We start from the raw sequence: 18,848 nt of genomic DNA on the forward strand, positions 1-18,848 counted from the left end.
CCATTACCCGCCTCGGTTGCCACCCTGCGGGCACGGCCCGGCCCGTAAGGTACCGATCATGGTCCCCACCGAGATATCCGAGCTGGTCGAGTCGGTCGTGGAGTCGTATCTGCTCGACGGACCTCGCCGCTACAACCGGACCCAGGTCGCCGAGCAATCCGGGGCGAACACCACCCTTACCAAACGGCTGTGGAGGGCGCTCGGCTTCCCGGCCGGCGTCGACGACGACGCGGTCGACTACACCGACGCCGATATCGCCGCGGTCCGCAATTTCCGCGCGCTCAACGCGCTCTCCTCCGCCGACTCCCGGCAGCAGGCCGCGACCGTGCGCACCGTCGGCCAGGGTATGGCGCGACTCGCGGAATGGCAGGTCGACATGGTGCTCGCCGAGATCAGCGATCGCATCGCCGAGGCCGGGCCGGGCGCCGATCCGGCCGAGACCGCCCGCACCGCCACCGAGGCGGCCATCTCGACGCTCGAACAGATCAATACCTACGCCTGGCGCCGCCATCTGGCCGCGGCGGTGGCCCGTTCGCTCGACCCGGGCACCACAGCGGGCGAGGCGGTGCGGGAGTTGGCGGTCGGCTTCGCCGATATGGTCGGCTACACCCGGCTCACCAGGCATCTGCATCCGGACGAACTCTCGACGCTGTTGGAGGCGTTCGAATCCACCACCACCGCCGCGATCACCGAGAACGGCGGGTGGGTCATCAAGAACGTCGGTGACGAGGTCATGTTCGCGGCCGAGGATCCGGCCGACGCGGCCCGGATCGCACTGTCCATCCAGGAGAGCACGATGATGGTCGGCGGCACACCCGAACTGCGGGTCGCGGTGGCATACGGTCCGGTACTGCAGCGCTTCGGCGATCTGTACGGCTCGGTGGTCAATATCGCCTCCCGGCTCACCGGCGTCGCCCGCCCGGGCACCGTACTCATCGATGACGATGCCGCCGCCGCGCTGGAGGGCAATCCGGAGTTCGATATCCGCAACCTGCGCAGCGTCCGCGTCCGCGGCTTCAATCGCCTGCGTCCGCACACACTGCGGCGCAATGGTAAGAGGCGATAGCGCAGGACCTAAGCTCGTCCGGTGGATTTCGAGTGGGCCGAACTGCGCGCGAGCTGCATCATCGCCGAGGACGCCGCGGTGCTGGCGTTGAACAAGCCCGCGGGGATTTCGGTCACCGGTGAGCGGCACGACACCGATGTCGTCGAGGCGGCGGCCGCGGCGGGGGAAACCCTGTACCCGGTGCACCGGATCGACAAGGTGACCTCCGGACTGGTGCTGCTGGCCAAGGAGTTGACCGCGCACGGGCAGCTGACCAGGCAGTTCAATAAGCAGACGGCAGAGAAGGCGTATCTGGCGATCGTCGAGTCGACCGGACTGCCCGATCGCGGCGTCATCGAACTGCCGCTCAGTGTCGGGCGCAAGAACCGGGTGCGCATCGCCGCGCCCCGCGAGCGCATTCGCGAACAGGCGGGCCGCTGGTTCGTGGATGACACCGACCTACTGGCCACCAAGAACTATCCATCGGTCACCCGATTCGCGACGGTCCTGCGCACCGACGAACACTCCCTGCTCGTGGTGCGCCCGATCACCGGCCGCCGCCACCAGATCCGGGTGCACCTGGCCTGGATCGGACATCCGATCCTCGGCGACCCGCTGTTCGACAGGTCCGGCCGGTACGACCGGACCTACCTGCACTCCTGGCAACTCGGCCTGGCCGCACCGTGGCGCACGCCCCCGGAACTCACCGTGCGAGCCACGCCGAGTTCCGACTTCTGGCAGCCGATCCAGCCCGCTCCCGACACCAACGCGATCCTCCAGCGCGCCGACGATCTGCTGCACACCATCGAATAGCCAAGCGCCCGCAAACTTTTCGTGAGCCGCGCCCGAGTTCACCGAACAATTCCCCTGCGCTGCACACCTTCCGGGGTGCCGGTCGGAAACGCATCGGTGGCGAGCGGTGCTCGCGTGGTCATATCTACTCCTCGAACAGTGGGACCGGTGTTCATCGCAGGGTGAGTGGGGTTTCGGATTCGATATAGGTCAGTTTCTGCGGGTTGCGGACGTAGTAGATGCCGGTGATGTGGGTGTCCTCCACGTGCATCGCAACGACGCCGTCGAGTTCCCCGTCGACGTGCAGAGCCAGCGCGGGGCCGCCATTGACCGTGGTCGGCTCGACGGTAACCGTGACGTTGTGCTTGGTGAGGCCGCCGACGATGAAACGGGCGACCTTGTCTGCGCCGAAAATCGGTCGCGGCGTGGCCTGTTTGATGCCACCGCCGTCGCTGATCGCCACGACGTCGGGGGCGAGCACGTCGAGCAGGCCCCGCAGGTCCCGCGTCTCGAGCGCATGCCGGAATGCCTCGACAGCCGCCTCGGCCTGGCGCGCGGTGACCGACCGGCGCGGTCGGCGGGCTTCGACGTGGCGGCGGGCTCGGTGGGCGATCTGATGTACGGCGGCGGGGGTCTTGTCGACCGCGGCCGCGATCTCGTCGTAGCCGATTCCGAATGCTTCGCGCAGCACGAACACCGCCCGTTCGGTCGGGGTCAATGTCTCGAGCACGAGCATCAGCGCCATCGAAACGCTTTCGGACAGTTCGACGTCGGCGGCCACATCCGCGGTGGTGAGCAGCGGCTCCGGCAGCCAGGACCCCACATACGCCTCCCTGCGGCGCTTCATCGACCGCAGCCGGTTGAGCGCCTGGCGGGTGGTGATCCGAACCAGGTAGGCGCGGTGGTCCTCGACGTGCGCCGCGTCGACCGCGACCCAGCGCAACCAGGTCTCCTGCAGGACATCGTCGGCGTCGGCCGCCGATCCGAGCATTTCGTAGGCAACGGTGAACAGCAGCTTGCGGTGCGCGACAAACGTTTCCGTCGCCTCGACGGTGGCGCGGTCACCGAGATCGCGACCCGCTGCCGCGCCGCCGGGCCGCCGCTGTCCGCCGGGGTGACTCGTTGTGTCCATGGAGTCCTCTCCTGTCTCCCGTTTGCAGCGGTTCGATCCGGGCCGCCGATGACCTGGCGTGCGGCGGCCCGGCTCAAGGGGCGGTGCCGCCATCCGTGCGGGCAGGTCACCGGCAGCGGGGCGTGACGACTTTCGGTGTCCTACGCGACCGATGCCGTCGTGTTGTCGCACTGGGCCGCCAGCAGTTGCGGCCGGTGTTTGCCGTCTTTGAACCAGTGATGCGAGCCGGGCTTGTGTGCCTCGGTCGCGAGGTGTTTGATGCCTGCTTCGCAGGCGAATTCCTTCAGTTTCTTGCCCACGGACCCGCTGAAGTACAGCCGCATGCCGGTCTCGTTCTTGTGGCCGAGCTGGTAGATCCCGGCCTCCCGTCCGAAGCTGAGGCACATGGCCATGAACGACAGGTCGATCGGTGCGGGCTGCTCACCCGCGATCCGGTGCACCACGGTGTCAGCGGCGTGCGCTCCCAGGCAGTACGCGACGTAGGCGCTCATCCGGAACGGCAGATTCGACGGTGCCGCACAGTCGCCCGCTGCGATAATGCGCTCATCGTCGACGCTGGTCAGCGTCTCGTCGGTGAGCACACGCCCGGCGGAATCGGTGCTCAGCCCGCTGCGGTTGGCCAGGTCGGGCACCCCGAAGCCCGCTGTCCAGATCGTGACGTCGCTCGCCAGCGTCCGGCCATCACCGAGCCGCACGGTGTCCCGCGTCACCGCGGTGACGGCTGCATCGGGGCCCTCGATGACGTTCACCCCCAGCTTGGCCAGGTACTTGTGGGCCGTGCGCCGCGCCTTGGGGTGCAGGTACGGAACGAGGACACCACCGCAGACCAAGGTGACTTTGCGCCCCTGCTCGGCCAGCTCGGCGGCGGTCTCGACTCCGGTCGGGCCGCCCCCGATCACCGTCACCGCGGCCCCCATGGGCGTGTCGAGGAGCACCGACCGCAGCCGCTGCGCAGCCTCCAAAGTCGCGACCGGGTAGGCGAACTCGGCCGCGCCCGGCACCCGCGGCCCGGCGTTGCCGCTACCTGCCGCGTAGATCAGGTAGTCGTAGCCGATACCGTCACCCTCGGCCAGCATCACACTGCGTTCGACCGCATCGATCCGCGTTGCGTTGTCGACGACCAACCGGACACCCTCGGCCAGAACCTCCTGGTAGTCGACGACCGCATCGTGGGTCCCGCCAGCCAGCTGGTGCAACCGCAGCCTCGGGACGAAGACCGGGCGCGGATTGATCACGGTCACCGTCACGTCGTCGCGCTGCGTCAAACGATTGGCCGCCATCACTCCGGCATATCCGCCGCCGATCACGACCACATTGGTGTTCTTGCTCATGGTGTCTCCTTCGCTCCGAGGGGCTCGAATACAAGACACCGCAGCGACGAAAATCCTGACACCATGTGAAGCAGATCACTCGGCACGCCCGGTCCGCGGGCGCACAGACCCGATGCGGGTCAGTTGGGGGAACGGCCGAGGATGGCGACGATGTCGTCGGGGGTGCAATCGCCGGACCAAGCGATCACCGGACCGAACGCGCCGTCGGGTGCCAGCCGAGCATTTTCGCGTGCCGCGCACGGGATACCGGGCGATTCTGTGCGCGGCAGGCTGATCGGTGCGCGGCGACCGCCGGACTCGCGGGCGTATAGACCTATGCGGGCCAGTTCGGGGAACGGCCGAGGATGGCGGCGATGTCGTCGAGGGTGGAGTCGCCGGACCAGGCGATCACCGGGCCGAACGCGGCGCCGGGTGCCAGCCGCGCCTTGCCGCCCGGGACGACCTCGGCCACCGGTAATGCGGCGGCGAGCAGGTCGTCGTCGAAACTCACTGTCCGACCGAGGGTTCGGGCAACATCCCAGGAGTGCACGACGTAGTCGATGAAGTGGAAGCTGACCGCTTCGGCTCCGGAGAATTCGAAGGCCCGGGTGAATTCCGGTAGCGGGAAGGTCCGCTCGAGCACACCGTCCTCGGCAAAGGACGCCAGCACATGTTCGGCGGCGGCGCGGTAATCCGCGACCGGGTCCTCGCTCAGCGGACGCAGCCGCCACAGCGACAGGTCACCCTCGCCGCGTGAAGCGGCCGCGAAACCGTAGTGCTGGGTGATCATGTGCGCCAGCAGCCCGTGCAGCGTCCAGCCCGCGCAGGGCGTCGGCTTGGCCAGATCGGCGGCGGTGACATGGGAAACGACATCGATGCTGGCGCGCACGGCCTGCGCGTCGAGTGCGATGAGATCGACCTTCGCCCCCAGCTCATTGAGGGTGCGCAGTTCGGCGGTTACCGCACTGGTTTCGGAATCGGTGGTCATTTCAGTCCTCTCGATGTGTCCAAATTAGTAAGCGCAAGCTTATCGTAAGCTCATGCTTATCACTTGCCAAGCAGTATTTTCTACTCATGCCGCAAGTGCAGCGCCCCGATCTCGCCGCGATGCTCGTGCCGCTCGGCCGCGCCCTCGCCGCCGCGGAGCTGCCGGTTCTCGAGCGACACGGACTGACGATGTGGGGCTATGTGGTCCTGCTCGGCCTCGGCGACGAACCCGTCTACACCCAGGCCGCACTGGCCAAGAAGATCCGCGCGGATAAGACCCGCATCATCGGCGTGCTCGACGAACTCCAACAGCGCGACCTCATCCGACGTACTCCGGATCCGGCCGATCGGCGCGCGCGGCTGGTATCGCTCACCCCGACCGGTCGAACCACTCGCGATCGTGCACAACGCGATATCCAGGAGCAGGAGGACCGGCTGCTGTCCCCACTGCCCCCCGCCGAGCGCAAGGCCTTCCTACGGTCGATGCAAACGCTGTGGGCGTCGATCATCGGACAGCAGGGCTGACATCCGAAACCCGCCGGTATCGCTGTGTCCGCCACCACTACCGACCCTCCGGCTTTCTACCGGTGGTCAGCCTCATGGCGACGCGGAACCCGCAGGTCATCTAGCCTGATGGAGTGCCGTGCACGCGACGTCGGCACACTCTGACGCAATGGAGCGATATCCCAGAGAAAGCGAACGCCGATGATCCTGGTGGCTCAGATCAGCGATACCCATTTCGATCTAGGCGCCCGCAACGCCGAACGCGCCGAGCGGGTGATGGCCTTCCTCGCCGATCTGCGCCGCCGGCCCGATGCCATCCTGGTGACCGGCGACATCACCGATTCCGGCAAATCCGATCAGTACGCCGAGGCCCGCATGGCGCTCGATGCCGATATCCCGGTCTACACGCTGCCCGGCAATCACGATGACCGCGCCGCCTTCCGCGAGACGCTGCTCGGCGAACCCGCCTCGACCGCGCCGATCAACCACGCGCACCGGGTCGGCAATCTGACCGTGGCCCTGCTGGATTCGAGCATTCCCGGCGAATCCGGTGGCCAACTGACCGAGCAGACCTACGACTGGCTGCGCGGCGTACTGGCCGCGGCGCCCGCCGACGCGCCCATTCTGCTGGCGCTGCACCATCCGCCCGCCCATCTGTTCAGCCCGGTGATCGATACGATCTCGCTGGCCGAGCCGGAGAAATTCGCCGAGGTCGTCGCGTCCGACGAACGCATCGTCGGTGTGCTCACCGGACATGCGCATTCCGCGGCCGTCACCACCTTCGCGGGCCGCCCGCTGCTAGTCGCACCGAGCACCGCATCGGTGCTGGGCGGCGAGTGGGAACTCGAACTGCCCGACCGCGTCATGGACTACGCGCCGGACCCGGCCGTCGCCCTGCACGTGATCGACGAAACCCACCGCATGACAACGCATTTCCGCAGTATCGCGATGGGCGGCTGGATCAGCGTGCCGCCGAATTAGCGCCGCACGACGCGCTCGCGCCGGTAGACGGCCGGTGTCGCGCCGGTCCAGCGTTTGAAGGCGTAGATGAAGGTGGAGGATTCGGCGTAGCCGAGCCGGATGGCCACATCGCTCACCGAAAGCGGTGTGGCGGTCAGCATCTCCTCGGCGAGTGCGCGGCGGACCTCATCCAGCAGCGCGCGGTAGCTGGTGCCCGCCGCGTCGAGGTGGCGGCGCAGGGTACGGGTGCTCATATTGAGATCCCGTGCGACGGCATCGATTCCGGGCGGTGCCGCGAATCCGTCGACACCGCCGGGGACCAGCAGTTCGCGCACCTCGGCCGCGATGCCGGTGCGGGCGCGGCGGCGGTCCACCAGATCGCGGCATTGGGCCAGGCACATGGCCCAGGTGTGCTCATTCGCCTGTGGCAGTGGCTGTTCCAGCACTGCCGGATCGATGGCGAACAGATTCTGCGGGCAACCGAATCGCGGTGGGACCTGAGTGAACTCCATGATCCGATCGACATAGGTCGGCTCGGGAAAACGGAATTCGGCTCTGGTGAGCGGCAACTGTTTGCCGATCAGGTCGCTCATGACCTGATGCATGGCGCTGACATCGCGTTCGACCAGGAACTGGCGCACATCGGCCGGAATGGATTCGTCGTGCACCCAGGCGACGAATTCACCATCGCCCCACTCCGCGACCGGCAGGCAGAAGGTGAAGCTCAGCTCCAGATAGCGCAGGGCGAACGAGATCGCCTCACCCAGCGTCGGACTGCTGACACAGGCGAAGCCGAAAATGCCGAAGGTGGTGATCCGATAGCGGCGGCCGATTTCGACACCGAGTGCGGGCGTATCGGGCAGTTCGCGGACGAGGTTGCGGATCACCGCGAGTTCGGTCCGCGCATCGATCTGCGCGTCCGGGTCGTGCAGCAGCGCCTCGGTCAGCCCGGTCCCGGCGAGCATGCGCGCGAGGGGCACGCCGCGCTCACCGGCGTAACCGATCATCAGCGCCACGCTGGCGACGCCGCGTGGAAAGTTCCAGTCGCGGATGCCCGGATCCTGTACCCGCTCCACAGCCGACATTATGGCCGAAAATCTCGATAGGCTCCGTAGCGACTGCTTGCAGGTCGCTCGAAAGGGTCGGCCCCGATATGCCGGTCACGGCCGGTCGCGCAGTTCTAGAGTGGGATTCATAGCGCGTTGTGAGGAGTGTCACATGACAGCTGGCGAGCGGCCGTCGGTCATTGTCATCGGTGCCGGTTTCGGCGGCATCGGAATGGCAATCGAGTTGCGGCGCAACGGTTTCGACAATATCGCCGTGCTGGAGCGGAGCACCGATATCGGCGGGGTCTGGCGGGAGAACACCTATCCCGGTGCCGCCTGCGATGTGCCGTCGCCGCTGTACTCGTTCTCCTATGAGCCCAAGCCGGACTGGCCGCAACGCTACTCGGGACAGGTCGCCATCCACGACTATCTGCGCACCGTCGCGAAGCGCCACCGGCTGCTCGAGGATATTCATTTCGGCGCCGAGGTGACCGAGGCCGAATTCGACGACACCTCGGGCCGCTGGACGGTGCGCACCAGGGACGGGGCCGCCCGCACCGCCGACGTGCTGATCTCCGCGGTCGGCCAGTTGTCCCGGCCCGCCATGCCCAATATTCCCGGCATCGATTCCTTCACCGGCCAGGCCTTCCACTCCGCCGAATGGGATCACGGCGTCGAGCTGACCGGCAAACGCGTCGCCTGCATCGGCACCGGCGCCAGCGCCATTCAATACATCCCGGCGATCCAGCCGAAGGTCGAGCACCTCACACTGTTCCAGCGCACACCGGCCTGGGTGCTGCCCAAATTCGACACCGACTACACCCCGATCCAGCACAAACTCTTCGCGCGGCTACCCGGCGCACTGCTCGTCGAACGCTTCGGCTGGTGGGCCATCGCCGAATTCGTCGCGCTCGGCCTGGTCGAATTCCCCTGGATCGCCCGGGGGGTCGGCCGGATCGCGACCAAACATCTGGCAGAGCAGGTGCCGGATCCGGGACTGCGCGCCAAACTCACCCCCGACTATCCGATCGGATGTAAGCGCGGCCTGTTCTCCAATGATTACTACCCCGCCCTCACCGAGCCGAATGTGCGGGTCGAGACCACCGCGATCACCGAGATCGTGCCCAACGGCGTGCGCACCGCCGACGGCACGGTGCACGAGGCGGAGGTGATCATCTACGGCACCGGATTCAAGGGCACCGAATTCCTCTGGCCCATGCACATCTACGGTCGCGGGGGTCGCAAACTCTCCGATGCCTGGGAGGGCGGGGCGCACGCCTACTACGGGATCACCGTGCCCGACTTCCCGAATCTGTTCCTGGTCTACGGACCCAATACCAATCTCGGCGTCGGCTCGATCATCTACATGATCGAATCGCAGGCCCGCTATATCCGTCAGGCCGTACAACTGCTCGCCGCGCGTCCCGGCCATGTGCTCGAGGTGCGCCAGGAGGCGGAGGCACGGTTCAATAGCGCGGTTCAGCAGCGCCTCGCGCGCACGCCGTGGAACTTCTGCTCCAGCTGGTATCGCACCGGCTCGGGCCGCATCACCAATAACTGGCCGGGTCGGCAACTGGCCTACCGTCGTCGCGTCCGCAAGCTCAGAGCCGACGATTACGAACTGACGCGGGTCGCGTGAACGCAACCACGGCCACATAGTCTCCACAAAAAGACCACACGAACTCTGCACAGGAAGCTGGCAGACTTGTTTCGTGAGTGATCGGCCCGGCGTGCACCCCACCGAGCGAGCCATCGAGCGCGGACCGCTGCGTCCGATCGAGCTCGCCGCCGGTGCGGTGCTCGGCGGCGCCACCGTCGGACTGGTCACCGTTGGCGCGTTGATCCCGTTCGCCGCGGCACTGCAACTGGTCGCCGCGGTACCGCTGGCCATGATCGCGCAGCGCTATCGGCTCCGCGCCCTGATCACCGCGACCGGTGCGGCCGCACTGGTCAGCTTTGTCGCGGCGGGCCTGGTGCCCGCATTCGGCATCATCAGCTCCGCGACCATCGGGGGCATCATCGGCACGGTGAAACGGCGGCGCGGCGGATTGCCCGCGGTGGTCGGGTTGTCCGTGCTCGCCGGTCTCGGGTTCGCGGCCTTCGCCATCGGAACTCTGCTGGTGCTGTCCAGGTCGCGGACGCTGTTGTTCAACACCATTCGCAGCACCGCCGACGGCCTGGAGCGGATCGCGGCACAGCAGGCACAGCTGGAACCGCTCGGACGTGGCATCGCCGACGCCGCCGACGCCGCGATCCGCTGGTGGTGGGCCCTGGTCGGCGGCGGCGTGCTCGTGGGCATCATCGTGACGGCGGTGTTCTCCTGGTTCGTCCTCGGCTCGGTACTCGACCGGCTGGCCTGGCTGCCCAGTCAGGATCGGCTCGACGCACCACCCGACGACCGGCCCATCGCGCCGCTGCCGGTGCGGCTGCGCGGTGCCGGATTCCGCTATCCGGGCATGTCGGTGGACGCACTGTCCGGCATCGATCTCACGGTCGACGTCGGTGAGTTCGTCGCCGTCGTCGGCCACAACGGATCCGGGAAGTCGACGCTGACCCGGCTGCTCGCCGGTCGCCCACCGACCTCGGGCAGTGTGGACCGTCCCGGCGCCGCCGGCCTCGGCCACCTCGGCGGCACCGCGCTGGTGCTGCAGCGGCCGGAGAGTCAGACCCTCGGCGTGCTGGTCGCCGACGATGTGGTCTGGGGTCTGTCCACCGAACTCGCCGCCGCGGTCGATATCGACGCTCTGTTGCGCGAGGTCGGCCTGGACGGCATGGGCGATCGGGAGACCGCGACGCTGTCCGGCGGTCAGCAGCAGCGACTCGCGGTGGCCGCGGCGCTGGCCCGCCGCCCCGCCCTGCTCATCGCCGATGAGGCCACCTCGATGATCGACCCGGACGGTCGCCGCGATCTGGTCGCACTGCTGGCCGAACTGCCCAAGCGCCACCGCATGGCGGTGGTGCTGGTAACCCATCACGAGGCCGATGCGGCCGCCGCCGATCGAGTGGTGCATCTGGCCGGTGGCCGGACCGTCGAGCACCTGCCCGCCTGGCCGCAGCCGGTCTGCACGATCCGCCGCCGCCCGATGGGCGAGACCATCATGCGCCTGCGCGATGTCCGCCATACCTACAACCGCGGAACACCGTGGGCGGCACCGGCTTTGCACGGTGTCGACCTGACCGTGCGGCGCGGTGAGGCGCTGCTGGTGGTCGGCGGCAATGGATCCGGCAAGTCGACACTGGCCTGGATCATGGCCGGGTTGATCCACCCCAGTTCCGGCCGTTGTGAAGTCGATGGCCGGCCGATCGCCAAGCAGATCGGCCGGGTCGAGCTGGCGTTCCAGCACTCCCGGCTGCAGTTGCAGAAGCAGACGGTCGGCACCGAGATCGCGGACTGGGGCGGGCGCGCCACCGGTTCCGGTGCGGTCGGACGCGCACTGGACGCGGTAGGGCTCGATCGCGCACTCGCCGCACGGTCCATCGAGGAACTCAGCGGCGGACAGGCCAAGCGGGTGGTGCTCGCGGCCATCGTGGCCAGTCACGCGCCGGTCGTGGTACTCGACGAGCCGCTGGCCGGACTGGACCCCGAGGGCCGAGCCGATGTCGTGGAACTGCTTGCCCACCTGCGTGATTCCGGGCTCACCCTGATCGTCATCTCGCATGACGTGCGCGATATGGCCGCCGTCTGCGACCGCACCGTCCACCTCGAGGCCGGGCGCATCCTGGAGACCGACCCCGTCGTCGACGCCGCCGCGGCCGCGAACCTGCCTGCGCACCAGCTGGATTCCCACGCCGCGCTACCCGGACCACGCCCGGGCGATCCGGCCTGGCGGCTCGGGAACGGAGGACACTGATGAGCACCGTCCTATTCCGCGAGGTACCGGTTTCCAGCCCGGTGCACCGCCTGTGGGCCGGAACCAAGATGATCGGGGTCTTCCTGATCAGCCTGGTGCTGATGTTCCTGCCGTCCTGGTGGGTGCTCGGCCTGATGGTCGCATTCCTGATCGCGATCGGCGCGCTCGCCAAACTCCCGCTGAGCACACTGCCGCGCCTGCCGTGGTGGTTCTGGGCGGCGATCGGCGTCGGCGCGCTGTTGAATGTGCCGATCGGGACCGAGGCCGTACTGCGCTACATCAATGTCATGGTCTTCGGCCTGGTCCTGTTGGCCGCCTCGTTCCTGATCGCCTGGACCACCCCCATGGGCGATATCGCCCCGGCACTGGCCAAACTCGGTGCCCCACTGCGCAAACTCCGGGTGCCCGTCGACGAATGCGCCGTGGTCATCGCGCTCACGCTGCGCGGACTGCCGCTGCTGATAGAGGAGATCCGGGTGCTGCGGGCGGCACGCCGGTTGCGCCCGCGCGACCGCGGGCTCTATCGCGCCGCCGATAATCCGCTCGTCGATATCCTCACCGCCGCCATGGCCGTATCCAGCCGCCGGGCAACCGAACTCGGCGAGGCCATTACCGCGCGCGGCGGCACCGGACAGCTCACCGCCCGCCCCAACTCTCCCGGACGCAATGATGCGCTGGCGCTGACCGTGGTCATCGCGGTCTGCGTCGGCGCGGTCGTACTCGATCTGCTCACCTGATCGGCGATACTGGCCCGGTGCCGGAGCAAAGCGACGAGGTGCCCGCGTGGCAGCGCAAGACAGAGGGAGAGTCCCGTGTCGCGGTGACGCTGGCCGTGTTGGTGATCGTTGGGTTGCAGTTCGGGCCGCTGAAGAAACTCTGGCCGCAGCCCATTTGGCTGCTGCTGCCCGCACTGGAGGTGTGGCTGCTCGGTGTGCTGGTGGTGGTGAATCCGTTCCGGGTCAACCGGGAGGAGCGGTGGCTGCGCAATAGCGGCCTGCTGCTGACCGGAGTGCTGAGTCTGGCCACGGCGATCTCGGCGGGTCGGCTGGTGGCCGCGCTGATCCAGTGGCCTCCGAGATGGGCCTTCGACCTCGAGAGCACCCTTCGCGATCCCGTGAACCTGCTCGAGTTGGGCGGGGCGGTCTGGTTGACCAATGTGGTGGTATTCGGCCTCTGGTACTGGGAGTTCGATCGCGGCGGACCCGCGGCCCGCGCCTATGCGCGAAAGCCGTTGCCGGACTTCCTGTTCGTGCAGATGCAGAATCCGGAGCTGACCGAAACCGAGTGGGAGCCAGAGTTCTTCGACTATCTGTATCTGTCGTTCACCAATGCGACGGCGTTCAGCCCGACCGATGTGATGCCGATGTCGCGGTGGGCGAAGGCGATGATGATGGTGCAATCGGCGATCTCGCTGGTGCTGGTGATCTTGGTGATCGCCCGCGCCATCAACGTTCTGCAACCGTTTCCGTGACCGTATAGTCAAGAGCCGTAGCAAGATTAGTCACCAAGCAAGAGTGAATACCCCGAAAAGCATTCCTCGAAACCGTTCGTACACGGTACATTGTCATCGGAGTGCTGTTCTCTTGATCACATCGTGACTCTGCACGGCGCCGGGGGGAAGGATTCTTCGCGTGCGGAGTGTTGCTACGGCTTGCAAGAACTGATGAAGATTGGACCACCGGAATGATTCTCCGCAAGATCACCGCGGCCGCCGTGCCGATCGTCGCCGCGGTCGCGGTCGGCGCGGGCACCTCCTATGCGCAGCCGAGCGCCACGCCCGTGCCCGATATCGGTTACGAGGCAAAACTGGTGGGCGACAAGATCGTCACCACACTCACCAACGGGTCGTTCCAGATGTCGGCGAACACAGTGGATATCAAGGACATCGCGGGCAATACGGTCGTCACGCTGCCGCTGTCGTTCCGGCAGGACGGATACGAATTCGCGCTGCCGCATAAGGTCGAGGACGCCGGCCGGGTGCTGGAGTTGACCGCGGTCAAGGACTACACGCAGGCACACCAGGTGGCGACGCCGATCGCGTCACCGCGGGAGAATCAGCGCGCACAGGACAACTTCCTGTCCCAGTTCGGCATTGCCACCGCGATCGGCGGTTTTCTCGGCACGGTGATCGGCGCCCTGGTCGGACTCACCGGCATCATCGGCGGACCGACGGTGATCGCCAGCGTCATCGCCGGTGCGGGTATCGGCGGCATCATCGGCACCATCGTGGTCGGCGGACCGGCACTGGTCATCGCGGGCATCGATCTGATCAGCACCCTGGCCGCCGCGCCCGGCACCACCAAATGGCAGGACCCGCCGGTCAAGTAGGGCCGCGAACACGCACTCCGGACGCGACGTCGCTACGAATCCCCTAGCGCGTCGCGTCTTTCGTATTCACCCGTCATGACAGCCGGGGGCCACCGGTATACCGGCGAAGCGATCGGCGAGGAAGCCCATCGCACCGGCCGCCTCGCCGAGAGCGGTCACATCGTGTCCCGGCAGTGCCGAGTACACGGAGCTGATATCGGTACCCTGCGCGCAGTACCGGCCCAGCAGGTCGGTGAATCCCGCGACGGGGATCACGTCGTCGGTCGTGCTGTGGTACAGGTACAGCGGCGCGACCGGGGCACTGCCACCCAACTCCTGCCGGTCGGTCGCCGCCCGGAAGTACGGGTGGGACAACACATCCGGCACGGCGGCGAAATCGTCGACGTGCGCGTCGACGTACTTGATGACGAAATCCGGACCGCAGGCCGCCGCATCCTCGGCGACCGCGGCGCGACCGCGCTCGTTGAGCAGTTCCGACACACCGGAATCCGGCTCGTTCTTCACGATCGCGACCAGCGCCAGCATCGCCAGACCCGCCTGCATGGTGCCGTCGACGCCTTGGGCCATGGCTGGCCAATCGGCGGGCACCCCGCCGGAGGTGATCCCCGCGAACTCGATATCCGGCGCGTATTCCGGTTGCAGCTCGGCCGCCCATAGGGTGGCGAAGGCACCGCCGGAGTAACCCCACGCGCCGACCGGACTCGCCGGTCCGACCCCATCCGGCGCGAGCGCGCGAGCGGCACGAATGCCATCGAGCACCGCACGGCCGGAATTGACGCCATCCAGGAATCGCGAGTCCGGCCCCTCGTAGTCGCTGGCCACCACCGCCCAGCCGCGACGCAATGCCTCCGCGATGAACAGCGTATCTATATAGCTGTTCGCACCGCCGAGATCCCAGCCACCGCGCAGCGCGTACGACGGCGCGCACCGGACGCCGAGACTGTCCTCGGCGATCTGATACGACAGCAGCGGCCGTTGGCCGGGACCGAACCAGGGCCAATTCGGAACCAGCACGGTGGCCGTGCCCGGGATCGGCCCACCGTTCCCGTCATTGGTCCGGTACTGCACCTGCCAGGCCGAAACCGGAAGCGGCAGACCGTACAACGCGATGGATCGGGTCCGCAGCACGGCACCGGCGGGGTATTCGCCGACGTCGGCCGGGGCCGAGTAGAACGGATCCTGATCCGGAGTGGGCACCGCTGCGGCGACGGGTACGACGGCGAACGCCACCATCGCGAGGATGATCGGTATCGCTGTGGGAGCGGATATCCGGTGACTTCCGACGAATGGTGCATGCAAATGTTTCATCGGGGCCTCCAGTGTTCCGACGCGGCGCGACGCGCAGCACGCCGGGAACGCGTCTGCGCCGACTCCGCCCGATCTCGAGTGCCACAACCGTACTGCCTGATCAGAGGCCCCGGCAACGGTCATTCGGGGGCATCGACGACGCCGCACATGTCCGATTTCCGACATGGTTACAGTGGGGTCGAAGCGGGCTCCGGCACGCTTTGGAAGTGGCTATCGCGCAACCGAATCACCGGCAGGCCGTACCCCGGCCGTGACCGGTGTCGAATAGGAGTGAGCTGACCATGCGGCATGGCAACGGACTGGACATTCCCGAAGGACTCGCCGATGTGTGTGCGCCGCACCGCATGGCGGTGATCGTCTACGACATGCAGGTCGGCGTGCTCTCCCAATTGCCGGACGGCCCCGAGATCATCGAGCGGGTGGCGCGCATTGTCGAGGCGGCCCGCCGCGGCGGTTATCCGATCATCTTCCTGCGGCACTTCTTCCTGCCGCGGCGGCTCAGCGGGACCTTCGCGCTGCGAATGGCAATGAGCTGGCAGCAGGTCGATTCCGTGGACGATGTGAAATTCATCCTGCAGCGCGACACCCCGGCCTTCGAACTGGTCCCGGAGTTGCGGCCGACGGCGGACGAGGTGATCTTCGACAAGACCTCGATGTCGGCATTCGAGGGCACCCCACTGGCCGCGGTGCTGCGCGATCTCGGCATCGGCGCGTACGCGATCACCGGCGTCGCACTGGAGATCGGCATCGCACCGACGGTCACCCATTCCACCGATCTCGGCTTCGTGCCGGTGATCATCAGCGATGCCGTCGGCGGCCGCGATAAGGAGGCGATGGCGCGGGCCTACGACGAATTCGAGTTCCAGGGACATGCCATGGTCACCGACAGCGCGACCATCATTGCGCTGCTGGCCCGCGAACAGAGCTGACCGACCGCGTGCGCTGGCGGATCGGCGGACCGCCTCCGCCAGCGGCGAACTCAGCTGTCCTGGTGGATGGCCTTCTTCGCGGCTTCCTGCGCCGCGTCGACCTGGTTCGCGAACTTGCCGTCGGTCTGCTTGTCGACGAGATCGCCCACCTTATCGATGGCGGTATCCACCTTGTCCGCATGCTGCTGGGCCAGGTCCATGGCCTTGTTCGCCAGATTCTTGAAATCCACCACGCACTCCTCGTTTTCGAGCCGACACAACCGCGAACTCACGATACCCAGCGAATACCCGAATCAACCGGCAAACCATCGGCGACCACCGTCACACTCGGCCCGCCGACCGATCAGCCGACCCAGGCGGGATGCCAGAGGCGACCGGTCTCGGTCCAGTTCATGAAGCGCACGGTCCCACCGAGTTTCGGAGTCACCCACACCGCATCCTCGCGTTCCTCGGCGGTGAGGTCGTTGTCGAACGGGGCGGTCTTGCGCGCCAACTTGCCGAGCCGCTCGGCCAGCTCGCGCATGACCGGCTCACTGAAACCGGTGCCGACCCGCCCCACGTAGTACAGCCTGCCATCGTGCGGTATGCCGACCAGCAGCGATTTGAAGTCGCGGGCCTCGCTGCGCCGCCAACCACCGATCAACACCTCCTGGGTGCGCCAGTTGCGCTGCTTCACCCACGAATGTCCGCGCTTACCCGGCAGATACACCGAATCCCTGCGCTTGGCGATCACACCCTCCATGCGCTGCTCCTGACTGCGGCGCAGCGCATCGGCGCCGGAGCCGTCCAGTCGCGGCGGCACCATCAGCGTGGGCGCATTGGCGGCGAGCGCCTCGAGCACCCGCCGACGGTCCGAATACCGTTTGCGGATCAGCGAGGTCCCGTCCAGGTACAGCACATCGAAGCCGACGAAAACGGCACGGGCGGCATCCGCCTGCAGCAGACCGAGATTGGCCACTCCGTGATCGTCGAACACCACCGCCTCGCCGTCGAGAACCACATCGTGGTCGGCCAATTCGGTGGCGAGCACCGCGATCCCGGGATAGCGATCGGTCACGGTATTACCCCGTCGGCTGCGCAATGTCAGTGCGCCGGACTCGATTTCGGCGATCAGCCGGAAGCCGTCCCATTTGGTTTCGAAGCACCACTGGGCATCATCGAGTTCGGCGACCTCGCCCGCGGTCGCGAGCATCGGCGTGAGGCCACGTGGCAGGGGCACCGGCCCCGCGGGTTTCGGCACGGTGATCGCGGCCAGCGGTCCGACCGGACCGCTGGCGGGCCGCTTCGCACCATCGTCCGATCCATCCTCCTGCGGCGACTGGTCCTGCATCAGATGCATCAGCCATTGGGTGCCATTGGTCTGGATCAGCGCGTAGCGACCCCGCAGTCGCTCGCCGTGAAAGGTGACGATGACCTCGTCCGTGCGCCACTTCTCGGTCTCGTACGTGCCGCAATCCCAGATGGTCATCTCCCCCGCGCCGTATTGTCCCTTCGGGATCGCACCGTGAAAGTCCAGGTACTCCAGCGGATGATCCTCGGTGTGCACGGCGAGCCGGTTCTGCTTCGGGGAGGTCGGCGGCCCCTTCGGCACGGCCCATGACACCAGTACGCCGTCACGTTCCAGCCGCACATCCCAGTGCAGCCGCCGTGCGTGATGCTCCTGGACGACGAAGCGATTGTCGGCACCGGGCGTCGGCGCTGCGGACGGCACCGGTTCGGGCGTCGCCGCCGCATCGCGCATCGAGCGGTACTTCGTCAGCGCGTCGGCCATCGGCGGATCCAGTTGGGCGAGCAGATCGCCGCCGTCGCGCCAGCGGACGAGCACCTCGTCGAACCGCAACTGCCGCAGCTTCTTCCGGTTCTCGATCTCGGACCAGGCGCGCGGTGCGGCCGCATTCGGTTCGGCCCGCCCGCGCAGCGAATACGGTGCGATGGTGGTCTTGGACGGATTGTTCTGACTCCAGTCCAGGAAGACCTTTCCGCCGCGCGCCGATTTCGCCATCGTCGCGGTCACCAGATCCGGATGCAGCTTTTCCAGATTCGTCGCCACCTGCTTGGCCACGGTGGACGCGCCACCCGGACTCAACTCCCGGTCCAAGGGGACATAGATATGAATTCCCTTGCTACCACTGGTAACCGGGAACGCGTGCAGCCCTATGCCCTCGACCATATCGCGCACCGCAAGCGCGACCCGCGCGCATTCGGCGAGTCCGGCGCCGGGCCCTGGATCGAGGTCGAAGACCAGCCGAGTAGCCGGGCCGACCCGGTCGCCGTCGAAACGCCATTGCGGCACATGGACTTCCAACGCCGCCTGCTGTCCGATCCAGGCCAGTCCGGCCTCGGAATCGATGACCGGATAGACGACCTTACGACCGGAATGCTCGATGCCGTGGCGCTCGAGCCACGACGGTGCGTGTTCGGCGAGATTCTTTTCGAAGAAGGACGGTTCGTCGACCCCATTGGGCCAGCGCTTGCGGGTGACCGGCCGCCCCGCGATATGCGGCAGCATGGCGGCCGCGATGGCCGTGTAGTACGCGATGACCTCGCCCTTGGTGGTTCCGGTCGCCGGATACAGCACCTTGTCGAGGTTGCTCAATTCAACCTCTATGCCCGACCGGCCCGGGCCGCCACCGAATTCCCGGCGGGTCACCATAAC

At 67.1% G+C, this 18,848-nt stretch carries 17 protein-coding genes; 10 read left to right on the forward strand and 7 right to left on the reverse strand.

The window, feature by feature from the left end:
• Positions 1–58: 58 nt before the first annotated feature.
• Together ACQP0C_RS38135 and ACQP0C_RS38140 are read left to right on the forward strand one after the other, a co-directional pair.
• A complete protein-coding gene (locus ACQP0C_RS38135) occupies positions 59–1,066 on the forward strand; it encodes an adenylate/guanylate cyclase domain-containing protein (RefSeq protein ID WP_433728146.1) in 1,008 nt (335 codons plus the stop codon).
• A 21-nt stretch (positions 1,067–1,087) separates the two neighbouring features.
• Entirely contained in the window at positions 1,088–1,858 is a 771-nt protein-coding gene (locus tag ACQP0C_RS38140; RefSeq protein ID WP_433728148.1) for an RluA family pseudouridine synthase, read from the forward strand.
• Between the two features lie 151 nt (positions 1,859–2,009).
• On the opposite strand, the gene ACQP0C_RS38145 is transcribed toward ACQP0C_RS38140, so the two are convergent.
• The 3 genes from ACQP0C_RS38145 to ACQP0C_RS38155 all read right to left on the reverse strand — a co-directional run bounded on the left by ACQP0C_RS38145 (position 2,010) and on the right by ACQP0C_RS38155 (position 5,267).
• The gene (locus ACQP0C_RS38145; protein WP_433728150.1) at positions 2,010–2,969 is read right to left on the reverse strand and encodes an RNA polymerase sigma-70 factor; all 960 of its coding nucleotides are present in this window, start codon (positions 2,967–2,969) and stop codon (positions 2,010–2,012) included.
• 140 nt (positions 2,970–3,109) lie between these two features.
• Positions 3,110–4,300: an NAD(P)/FAD-dependent oxidoreductase gene (locus tag ACQP0C_RS38150; protein ID WP_433728152.1), complete on the reverse strand. Its 1,191-nt coding sequence runs from the start codon at positions 4,298–4,300 to the stop codon at positions 3,110–3,112.
• Between the two features lie 313 nt (positions 4,301–4,613).
• Positions 4,614–5,267 (reverse strand): TIGR03086 family metal-binding protein, encoded by a 654-nt coding sequence (locus ACQP0C_RS38155; protein ID WP_433728154.1) that lies wholly within the window; start codon positions 5,265–5,267, stop codon positions 4,614–4,616.
• Positions 5,268–5,353: 86 nt separating this feature from the next.
• Here ACQP0C_RS38155 and ACQP0C_RS38160 point away from each other — a divergent pair, with 86 nt between their 5' ends.
• Both ACQP0C_RS38160 and ACQP0C_RS38165 read left to right on the forward strand, forming a co-directional pair.
• The gene (locus tag ACQP0C_RS38160) at positions 5,354–5,791 is read left to right on the forward strand and encodes a MarR family winged helix-turn-helix transcriptional regulator (protein ID WP_433728156.1); all 438 of its coding nucleotides are present in this window, start codon (positions 5,354–5,356) and stop codon (positions 5,789–5,791) included.
• 180 nt (positions 5,792–5,971) lie between these two features.
• Entirely contained in the window at positions 5,972–6,751 is a 780-nt protein-coding gene (locus ACQP0C_RS38165) for a metallophosphoesterase (protein ID WP_433728158.1), read from the forward strand.
• On the opposite strand, the gene ACQP0C_RS38170 is transcribed toward ACQP0C_RS38165, so the two are convergent.
• Positions 6,748–7,806, reverse strand: a complete 1,059-nt coding sequence (locus ACQP0C_RS38170; protein ID WP_433728160.1) for an AraC family transcriptional regulator — start codon at positions 7,804–7,806, stop codon at positions 6,748–6,750. The genes ACQP0C_RS38165 and ACQP0C_RS38170 overlap by 4 nt on opposite strands.
• A 142-nt stretch (positions 7,807–7,948) precedes the next feature.
• Between ACQP0C_RS38170 and ACQP0C_RS38175 the strand changes: the two genes are divergently transcribed.
• The 5 genes from ACQP0C_RS38175 (at position 7,949) to ACQP0C_RS38195 (ending at position 13,955) form a co-directional block, all read left to right on the forward strand.
• Positions 7,949–9,415 (forward strand): flavin-containing monooxygenase, encoded by a 1,467-nt coding sequence (locus ACQP0C_RS38175; protein WP_433728162.1) that lies wholly within the window; start codon positions 7,949–7,951, stop codon positions 9,413–9,415.
• Positions 9,416–9,488: 73 nt separating this feature from the next.
• On the forward strand, positions 9,489–11,627 hold the full coding sequence (locus ACQP0C_RS38180) for an ABC transporter ATP-binding protein (RefSeq protein WP_433728164.1): 2,139 nt from the start codon (positions 9,489–9,491) through the stop codon (positions 11,625–11,627).
• Positions 11,627–12,364, forward strand: coding sequence for an energy-coupling factor transporter transmembrane component T family protein (locus ACQP0C_RS38185; RefSeq protein ID WP_433728166.1), 738 nt, complete (start codon positions 11,627–11,629; stop codon positions 12,362–12,364). The genes ACQP0C_RS38180 and ACQP0C_RS38185 overlap by 1 nt, the downstream gene beginning before the upstream one ends.
• A gap of 17 nt (positions 12,365–12,381) precedes the next feature.
• Entirely contained in the window at positions 12,382–13,098 is a 717-nt protein-coding gene (locus ACQP0C_RS38190) for a hypothetical protein (RefSeq protein ID WP_433728168.1), read from the forward strand.
• Positions 13,099–13,310: 212 nt separating this feature from the next.
• On the forward strand, positions 13,311–13,955 hold the full coding sequence (locus ACQP0C_RS38195; RefSeq protein ID WP_433728170.1) for an ammonium transporter: 645 nt from the start codon (positions 13,311–13,313) through the stop codon (positions 13,953–13,955).
• A 66-nt stretch (positions 13,956–14,021) separates the two neighbouring features.
• On the opposite strand, the gene ACQP0C_RS38200 is transcribed toward ACQP0C_RS38195, so the two are convergent.
• On the reverse strand, positions 14,022–15,188 hold the full coding sequence (locus tag ACQP0C_RS38200) for a lipase family protein (protein WP_433728172.1): 1,167 nt from the start codon (positions 15,186–15,188) through the stop codon (positions 14,022–14,024).
• A gap of 356 nt (positions 15,189–15,544) precedes the next feature.
• Here ACQP0C_RS38200 and ACQP0C_RS38205 point away from each other — a divergent pair, with 356 nt between their 5' ends.
• Entirely contained in the window at positions 15,545–16,192 is a 648-nt protein-coding gene (locus ACQP0C_RS38205; protein ID WP_433728174.1) for a cysteine hydrolase family protein, read from the forward strand.
• 50 nt (positions 16,193–16,242) lie between these two features.
• Here ACQP0C_RS38205 and ACQP0C_RS38210 read toward each other — a convergent pair whose 3' ends face one another.
• Together ACQP0C_RS38210 and ACQP0C_RS38215 are read right to left on the reverse strand one after the other, a co-directional pair.
• Positions 16,243–16,422, reverse strand: coding sequence for an antitoxin (locus tag ACQP0C_RS38210; protein ID WP_433728176.1), 180 nt, complete (start codon positions 16,420–16,422; stop codon positions 16,243–16,245).
• 113 nt (positions 16,423–16,535) lie between these two features.
• On the reverse strand, positions 16,536–18,845 hold the full coding sequence (locus ACQP0C_RS38215) for an ATP-dependent DNA ligase (RefSeq protein ID WP_433728178.1): 2,310 nt from the start codon (positions 18,843–18,845) through the stop codon (positions 16,536–16,538).
• Positions 18,846–18,848 lie beyond the last annotated feature (3 nt).

The sequence above is a fragment of the Nocardia sp. CA-129566 genome, from assembly GCF_050956075.1.
In the GTDB taxonomy this organism is placed as follows: domain Bacteria; phylum Actinomycetota; class Actinomycetes; order Mycobacteriales; family Mycobacteriaceae; genus Nocardia.